The sequence below is a fragment of the Collinsella sp. LCP21S3_C7 genome, assembly GCF_052118485.1.
GTDB lineage: Bacteria > Actinomycetota > Coriobacteriia > Coriobacteriales > Coriobacteriaceae > Collinsella.
On sequence record NZ_JBQKHC010000017.1, the window covers coordinates 38555 to 45504 of the forward strand.

The window sequence follows — 6950 nt, forward strand, 5'->3', positions numbered from 1 at the left end:
TTGTCTGCACAAACGGGGTTATTGCCGTAAGCGGAGGCTTATATCCCCTATAACCCTGCCTTTAACCTGCCCAAAAGCTCTGAAGAAGCTCGGACCGCGATGAGACACCGCATTTACGGAATATCGTGTGAACATGCGATTTGACCGTGCCGACAGAGATAAACAATTCATTCGCTATGGCGCGGTTATCCTGGCCATCGAGCAGAAGGTCGAGCACTTCGCGTTCACGCGCGGAGATATCGTGCTGGTCGCAGAATGCCGAGAAGCGGACCTCCGCAATCTGCTTGGCAGAGGTGCCAGACGTTGTGGGCGGAGCAGAAAAGCGCAACGACAAGATCCGCGACGCCGCACGAACGGTATATATCGCGGCCACCACGCTCATGATGTTCTCTGAGATGTTTCTGCCGTAGGCAAAATACAGGTAATCAATGACTTCGATCTGCCCAATATTCAGCCCGAGAACGCGTACATCCTCGATCAGAACAAACACCGTCAACACAGCCATCACAATAAGAAACCTGCCGTAGCGTGCATAGAAGCTCTTTCGCGCCAACGGCTTGCTTTTGCGGTAGCAGACGAAAATCATGCCAAACGCCACGAACATGAACAAGGAGCGCAACGCATAAAATGCGAGTTGTTTGATTGAATCGGGCTGCAAAACAAGCGACATGGCCTCGAAAGCAGAAAAGACGATGCAGGGCACGAGCATATGAAGCCGGCTCGTCTTGTTTACGATCGCCAATGCAAATGCCCACATGCTCGCCATGATTCCAATCGATAGGACGAGTTTCGTTATGGGATGAGTCATGGGAAATTGGCTGCTGAGGATATCTGCCATCATCTTACTGCCCTGATACTCATCGAGGAATACGATGGCGCTTTCGAGCATGTCGAAGAAAAAGAAGGCCGAGACCGTCAAGTAGCTTGTTCGATGTGAGACGAGGTATGCGCATACCGATACGCACACCGCCACCATGCAAACCAAGACGAATGTGATTCCGTAGAAGAAGTAGAACGTACTCACTACCGGGCCTTTCGCTTATTGATATGTGCTAAGGATAAACTTTACGCCAAAGACATGCAGATCGCTGTCTTCAGCGCAAAATCCAGCCAAAGAAAGGAAGGGTGGAAGACGCATATCCCCCACCCCAGCGCATGGGCGAAACTAGCCGGTGATGCGGGTGCCGGAGAGGCCGGCCATGGCCTCGGCGATGGTAGTCGTTGGGGACGTTCTTGTTTGACTAGTCGTTTAAGAACGTCCCCAAAGACTACCCAGAATGAGAGTGGATAATCTCCCGTTTTTGGCCTATATCAGCGCTAAAAGTGGGAGATTATCCACTCTCGTCGAGCGGACGTCCGATAATCCGCTCTCATTCTCTCTTGGAACCCTCCGTCCCCGAGGAATCGAGGCTCGTCTGCCGAATGGTCGATGCGGCCGTCCTGAGTCCATGTCACACTCATAGATGGCCTGACCCAACTTGGAAGGAGCCTCCATGAGCCTTGAGAACGTAGCCCTGCGCGCCGCCACGCTTGATGACCTGACCGGCATCGCCGCCATCTACAACCAGCTGTGGTGCAACACGCTGCGCAACCGCGGCGACGTCGAAGCCGCCGATTTCTGCGCACGCTTTAACATCGCCATGCAGCTGCAGCGTTCCCCCATCGCACTCGTCGCCGAGGCCGAGGGCCGCATTATCGCCGCCTGCTGCATCGGCATCTTCGAGGACGGCAAGCCGCGTACCAATCCCACCTGGGAGCCCTGTTACGACGAGCTGTTTATCCAGGCAACCGAGATGGCAAAGACCGCCGACGCCAAGCTCGAGGGCTCGCTCTTTGGCGACAGTCGTGAAAAGGCCACGGCCGACCGCTTTGCCGCCACGGGCAACGAGTATGCCCAGGGCCAGCTCAACCTGATCATCATCGTTCCCGAGTGGCAGGGCAAGGGACTCGGCCGCGAGCTCATCGACCTTGCGCGCGCTGAGCTCGCCAAGGCAGGCTGCACCAAGTTCTTCCTGATGAGCGACTGCAACTCCGACTGGCAGTTCTACGAGCACCTCAACATGAAGCGCATCCTAGAAGATCACAGCCAGGACACCGGCGACGGCTTTATCGTCTACATGTACGGAGGCGACACGCAGGATTAGCCTGCACACCTAAGCCGCACGGCCCGCCGTTCAGCTGAAACCACCACACAAAAAGTCCGCCGACCATTGAAGTCGGCGGACTTTCGCGTGCGGACAATCAAGCGCTGTTCACCATGGAACTGCTATTTACAGCGCGCCTTAGGCTGCTGCTGGGTGATGCAGTGGATGTTGCCGCCGCCGTAGATAACTTCACGGGTCATGATACCGATGACTTCGCGGTCCGGATAAGCAGCTTGGATATCTTTGAGCGCCTGGGCGTCATTGGGATCGCCGAACTGCGGTACAAGCACCGCACCGTTAATGGGCAGGAAATTGAGATAGCTCGGTTCGAAAGCATCCTCGGGAGTACGCGGCAGCACGCCTTCGACGGGATCGATCGTGCTGGCCTCTTCTTCGGTCATATATACCGATGTCGCAGGCATGATCACCTTGTGGATCTTGAGCTTGCGACCCTTGGCATCCGTGGCCTCGGAGAGCGTCTTGTACGCCTCCTGGCACTCCTTGTAGAACTTGTGGTTGGGATCGTCGGTCCACATGCAGCAGACTTCGCCGGGCGCACTAAAGCATGCGACGTCGTCCACATGGCCGTTCGTTTCGTACGGATCGATTCCGTCCTTGATCCAGATAACCTTCTCGATACCGAGATACTCAGAGAGTTTCTCCTCAATCTGCTCCTTGGTGTATTGCGGGTTGCGATCCTCGTTGAGCAGACACATCTCGGTGGTCACGACGGTGCCTTGACCATCACAGTTGAACGAGCCGCCCTCGAGGATGTAATCCTCGGGACGATAACGGTTAACCTGCTCAAGCTGTGCCACCTGCAGGCCAATGGAAGCGTCCTTGTCCCACGGGAAATACAGGCCGTCAATGAAACCGCCGTAAGCATTAAAGTGGAAGTGCGAAAGGGCCACCTCACCATTGTCATTAACGAGGAATGCCGGGCCGGGGTCGCGAATCCAGCTGTCGTTGTACTCCATGTGGATAACGCGCACGTTCTCAACGCCGTCGAAGATCTCACACACCGCGGGGAAGTCTTCGGTGTTGACGCCCACAGTGATGGGCTGAAAGCGTGCAACGGTCTTGATGATCTCGGTGAAGACCTTCTGCGCCGGCTTGGCGCCGCAGCGCCACACGTCGGAGCGGTGCGGCCATAGAATCCAGGTGCGCTCCTGCTCCTCATACTCACCGGGCATATAGAACCCGTCCTTCTTAGGCGTGGATTCACTCTCGTAGATTGTCTTCATTTCAAGCTCCTAAATCTCGGTGCTTTTGCTTGACGAGACCATGATGCGGCCGCACCGAGATGTTCTCAATGGTCCCTCGAGCCCCTTTCAACGACCGACGGTATACCATTCGCTGACCTAAAGTTCTATTCAGGCCGAGAACATGACATACTGGGTTCCACAATGGAAAGGACGCCCTATGCCCCCATGCAATAAACAGCAGACTATTGAGTTGGACGGCACGACCTGGACTGCTCTCAACGAGCTCGCGCTTGCAATCCACGCATCACACGGTATTGATAAGCTGCAAAAGGAGACCCTCGAGGGAACGACAGGGCTCGTGCCCCATCGGATCGCCATGTTCGACCTGATCGAGGCGGCGGACAGTGATACCCCACGCTACGTCCATCCTGCAAGCAGCGGAATGGACGACCGCGCACTGAGCGACTACTACAACCGCTACGCCGCGATGGACTATACAACATGGAGCTTTGACCTACATAAGATCGGCGTCTACCGCGACCTCGACCTCGTCGACGTCGAGCGACGTGATGCCACGCCCATCTATCGCAAATGGATGGAACCGCAGGGCGTCTACTTTGGCTGTACGGCCACGCTCGCGCACAACGACAGCCCGCTAGGAAGCATCGCCCTGTTTCGCGAACGCACGGCCGGAGACTTTACCGACACCGAGCTCGCAATCCTGCTCGAAATCGCTCGGCACGCGAGCCTCGCGCTCGCCAACCTCTATCCTCGGGGCATTAAACTCACCCAGACCGAAGACACAAACCAGCTGAATGCCTTCATTGCAGAACATAATATCCAACCGCGCGAAGCCGAAGTCATGCGGCTCATGCTCGACGGCAAAACGAACAAACAGATGGCAAACGAGCTATTCATAAGCGAGTCAACCGTAAAGAAGCACGTCAACGCCATCTATCGCAAGCTCGGCGTCAGCAACCGACTGGGCCTTATGACTGCCGCGCAAAACATCCTGCGATAAAAAAGGCGACCTCCATACGGAGAACGCCCTTTGATTTCGCCATTTGAATTAGTGTCGGCTCTGGCTCAAAGAGTAGACGGGGTCATTTTGCTAGGTTTTATCTGGGTAAACGCCAATACGACACCCAAACCTCTACAGAAGGAACAGGCACTTATGTGGTGGTTCAGAAAGGAAACGGCCCGCTCCGGAGGTTTATCTCAATCTGTAACAAGTAGAGGCGATTTATTAAGCTAGACGTTACAGATTGAGACGTTGGAGACAGCGCAGAAATAGCCGTCGCATTTGTGTTGGTTTTGAACTCTCCGCGACGGGATGCTAGACTGGCGACGTATACATTCGCGCCAGAACACGGGTCGCATGAAGAAAAGGAGATGCCATGGCGCCTATCGCACCGCTCAAGATGCTCGTCGCTCCTGCCGCCAAGGCCATCGCCCGCCTGAGCGACTCACTCACCTACGACGATGTCCCCTGTCTTGTCGACGAACGTACGGACAGCTGCCCTTACCTGGGCCACATCCCCTACTTTGCGCCTAAACTCGCTTCTGACCCCGAGCACCGCGAGCGGTAATCCAAGATGCAGCAAGCGCCGCGCAGCTCGCGGCGTTACTGTTTTGGTGCAAAGAAACCTGTCCCCCTTGCACCAACGCCGGGATTATCGACGCTGCGGCCGCGGCGCGATATGAGGCGCGAAACCTCGCCCAACAACACACCGATTACCACGCCCACGAGAATCGGCAGCTTTGTCATCTCGGCGGGTGAGCTGTTGAGCGGCACAATCGTGGCGACAATCGAAAGCACAAGCTCCACCACGGGAATCGCAAGTGCCACCGCGAGCACCTTGCCCTCGAAGGGCGCGCGGAACACGCGCGGGCGATCGTCGTATTTGCGCAGGCGCCAAAACGCCGGGAACATCGGAATATAGCTCATAAGCAGGAAGACGACGTTCATCGAGAAGAAAACCCAAAAGACGTCGGAGCCCTCGCCCAGCGGAATCTGAAGCAGTAGTACCAGGCTGGCAAAACAACCGTTAATGAGTGCCGAGCCATTGGGCATGCCGGTCTTCTTGGACACCAGCGCAAAGGGACGCGGCATATTGCCGTGACGCGCGGCATAGCTCGCCACGTTGTTGACGCCAAAGCTCCAGCAGATCATGTTGGCGAACAGCGTCACCAAAAAGGCCGCGCCCACGACCATCGTCAGCGGATGGCTGCGCCCCAACATGGCGGCGACCGCGTCCACAATGCCCGAATCAAGCGAAAGCCGCTCGGTGGGAACCGCGGCTCCAATGCCGATGCCGCAGATAATGTAGATTGCCGCAATGGCAACGCCACCGGCGATAACCGCCTTGGGGATATCACGCGACGGGTTTTTCATCGTGCTGGCAAAGGTCGCGACCACTTCGAAGCCCATAAAGTTGAACAGGATGATCGATAGGTACGTCAACGAATTGGTGTCGCCCAAATCTGGAATGAAGGTCTTAAACGACATGTCGTTGGCAAAGCCGTTATTGCAGGCAAACCAGATGCCAACGATTCCCACCACGGCGGTAATGAGCACCTTGATGACGGCACCGCCGTCCATGACCCAATCGGCCTCGGCCACCGGGTGCATCGCCATGACCGTGACGCCCCACACAAAGGCAAGCTCGATGGCAATTCGGGCCCCAAGCGAAAATTCGATGCCCCATACCGCATTGATGACACTGGGGAACATACAGGCGATACTTGCAACCCACAGTGGAAAGTTGACCCAGTAGCACCAGGAGCAGCAGGCACCCCAACGGTCGCCCAAGCCCAGGCGAACCCAATCGTACAGGCCGCCCTCGGAATCGAACACCGTACCGAGCTCGGCCACCACCAGGCCATAGGGAAGCAAAAACGTAATGATGAGGAAGATCCACCAGAAGAACTGCACGTTGCCCATGGCAGATGCCGGAGCAGCCGCCTCGATGGTAAATACGACGCAGATAACCGAGAGGATGACCTCGAACAGGGAGAACTTTTTACCTGCCATGGTACGCTCCCCCTACAGCAAAAAAGATGGCATCTGCACCGAAGGCGCAGCCCAAGGTAGGGTTACAGGCCGCGTCACCGGTGCAGGTGCCATCCCAAGGAGAAGAAGGGATGCAATTGTTGGACCAACGCTCGCGGAACAGGCGCATGTAGATGACGATACGCTGGTACATGGATACTCCGATCAAGACGGCCGCGCTCGCGACCGGGAACTTTCGGCAATTGGATACGCGCCTGACCTGGGATATCCAAGCGAACAATTGGCCTAACCCGCGATAGGTCCCAGGCCAGGCGGGTATCCAATCGAAGGGGAGGGGCGCTCCGGCGTGGAGGCAGCGGAGCGCCCGGGGAAAGCCCGGCCGGCCGGCCAGTCGGCCCCGTTCGCCCGGCCGGCCGGCCTCCGGGGTGCGGCGGCTCCCGTGAAGGAGGGGCGCCGCGCCCCGGCAAGCCAGGCTACTAGGCGGACGGCTCCTGCTGCGTGATGCAGTGGATGTTGCCGCCGCCGTAGACGACCTGGTCGGACTTGACGCCCACGCACTTGTAGACGCCCTCGCCCCAGACCTCGTCG

Annotated in this window: 8 protein-coding genes; 3 read left to right on the plus strand and 5 right to left on the minus strand. The window is 57.0% G+C overall.

The window, feature by feature from the left end; all coding sequences use genetic code 11:
- Positions 1 to 61: 61 nt before the first annotated feature.
- The gene (locus tag ACTQ1E_RS07055; protein WP_441565523.1) at positions 62 to 1024 is read right to left on the minus strand and encodes a LuxR C-terminal-related transcriptional regulator; all 963 of its coding nucleotides are present in this window, start codon (positions 1022 to 1024) and stop codon (positions 62 to 64) included.
- A 469-nt stretch (positions 1025 to 1493) separates the two neighbouring features.
- Between ACTQ1E_RS07055 and ACTQ1E_RS07060 the strand changes: the two genes are divergently transcribed.
- Entirely contained in the window at positions 1494 to 2144 is a 651-nt protein-coding gene (locus ACTQ1E_RS07060) for an N-acetyltransferase family protein (protein WP_441017235.1), read from the plus strand.
- 122 nt (positions 2145 to 2266) lie between these two features.
- On the opposite strand, the gene aguA is transcribed toward ACTQ1E_RS07060, so the two are convergent.
- Positions 2267 to 3388 (minus strand): agmatine deiminase, encoded by a 1122-nt coding sequence (aguA, locus tag ACTQ1E_RS07065; RefSeq protein ID WP_154514946.1) that lies wholly within the window; start codon positions 3386 to 3388, stop codon positions 2267 to 2269.
- Positions 3389 to 3566: 178 nt separating this feature from the next.
- On the opposite strand from aguA, the gene ACTQ1E_RS07070 reads away from it, so the two are divergent.
- Together ACTQ1E_RS07070 and ACTQ1E_RS07075 are read left to right on the plus strand one after the other, a co-directional pair.
- Positions 3567 to 4370: a LuxR C-terminal-related transcriptional regulator gene (locus ACTQ1E_RS07070; protein ID WP_441565525.1), complete on the plus strand. Its 804-nt coding sequence runs from the start codon at positions 3567 to 3569 to the stop codon at positions 4368 to 4370.
- Positions 4371 to 4746: 376 nt separating this feature from the next.
- Positions 4747 to 4938: a hypothetical protein gene (locus ACTQ1E_RS07075; RefSeq protein WP_441565527.1), complete on the plus strand. Its 192-nt coding sequence runs from the start codon at positions 4747 to 4749 to the stop codon at positions 4936 to 4938.
- 35 nt (positions 4939 to 4973) lie between these two features.
- Here the strand turns inward: ACTQ1E_RS07075 and ACTQ1E_RS07080 are convergent, their stop codons facing one another.
- The 3 genes from ACTQ1E_RS07080 to ACTQ1E_RS07090 form a co-directional block, all read right to left on the minus strand.
- Positions 4974 to 6383 (minus strand): APC family permease, encoded by a 1410-nt coding sequence (locus tag ACTQ1E_RS07080; protein WP_441565529.1) that lies wholly within the window; start codon positions 6381 to 6383, stop codon positions 4974 to 4976.
- A complete protein-coding gene (locus ACTQ1E_RS07085) occupies positions 6373 to 6555 on the minus strand; it encodes a hypothetical protein (protein WP_441565531.1) in 183 nt (60 codons plus the stop codon). Before ACTQ1E_RS07085 ends, ACTQ1E_RS07080 begins: the two co-directional genes overlap by 11 nt.
- Before the next feature lie 283 nt (positions 6556 to 6838).
- Entirely contained in the window at positions 6839 to 6916 is a 78-nt protein-coding gene (locus ACTQ1E_RS07090; RefSeq protein ID WP_441048561.1) for an agmatine deiminase family protein, read from the minus strand.
- Between the last annotated feature and the right edge of the window lie 34 nt (positions 6917 to 6950).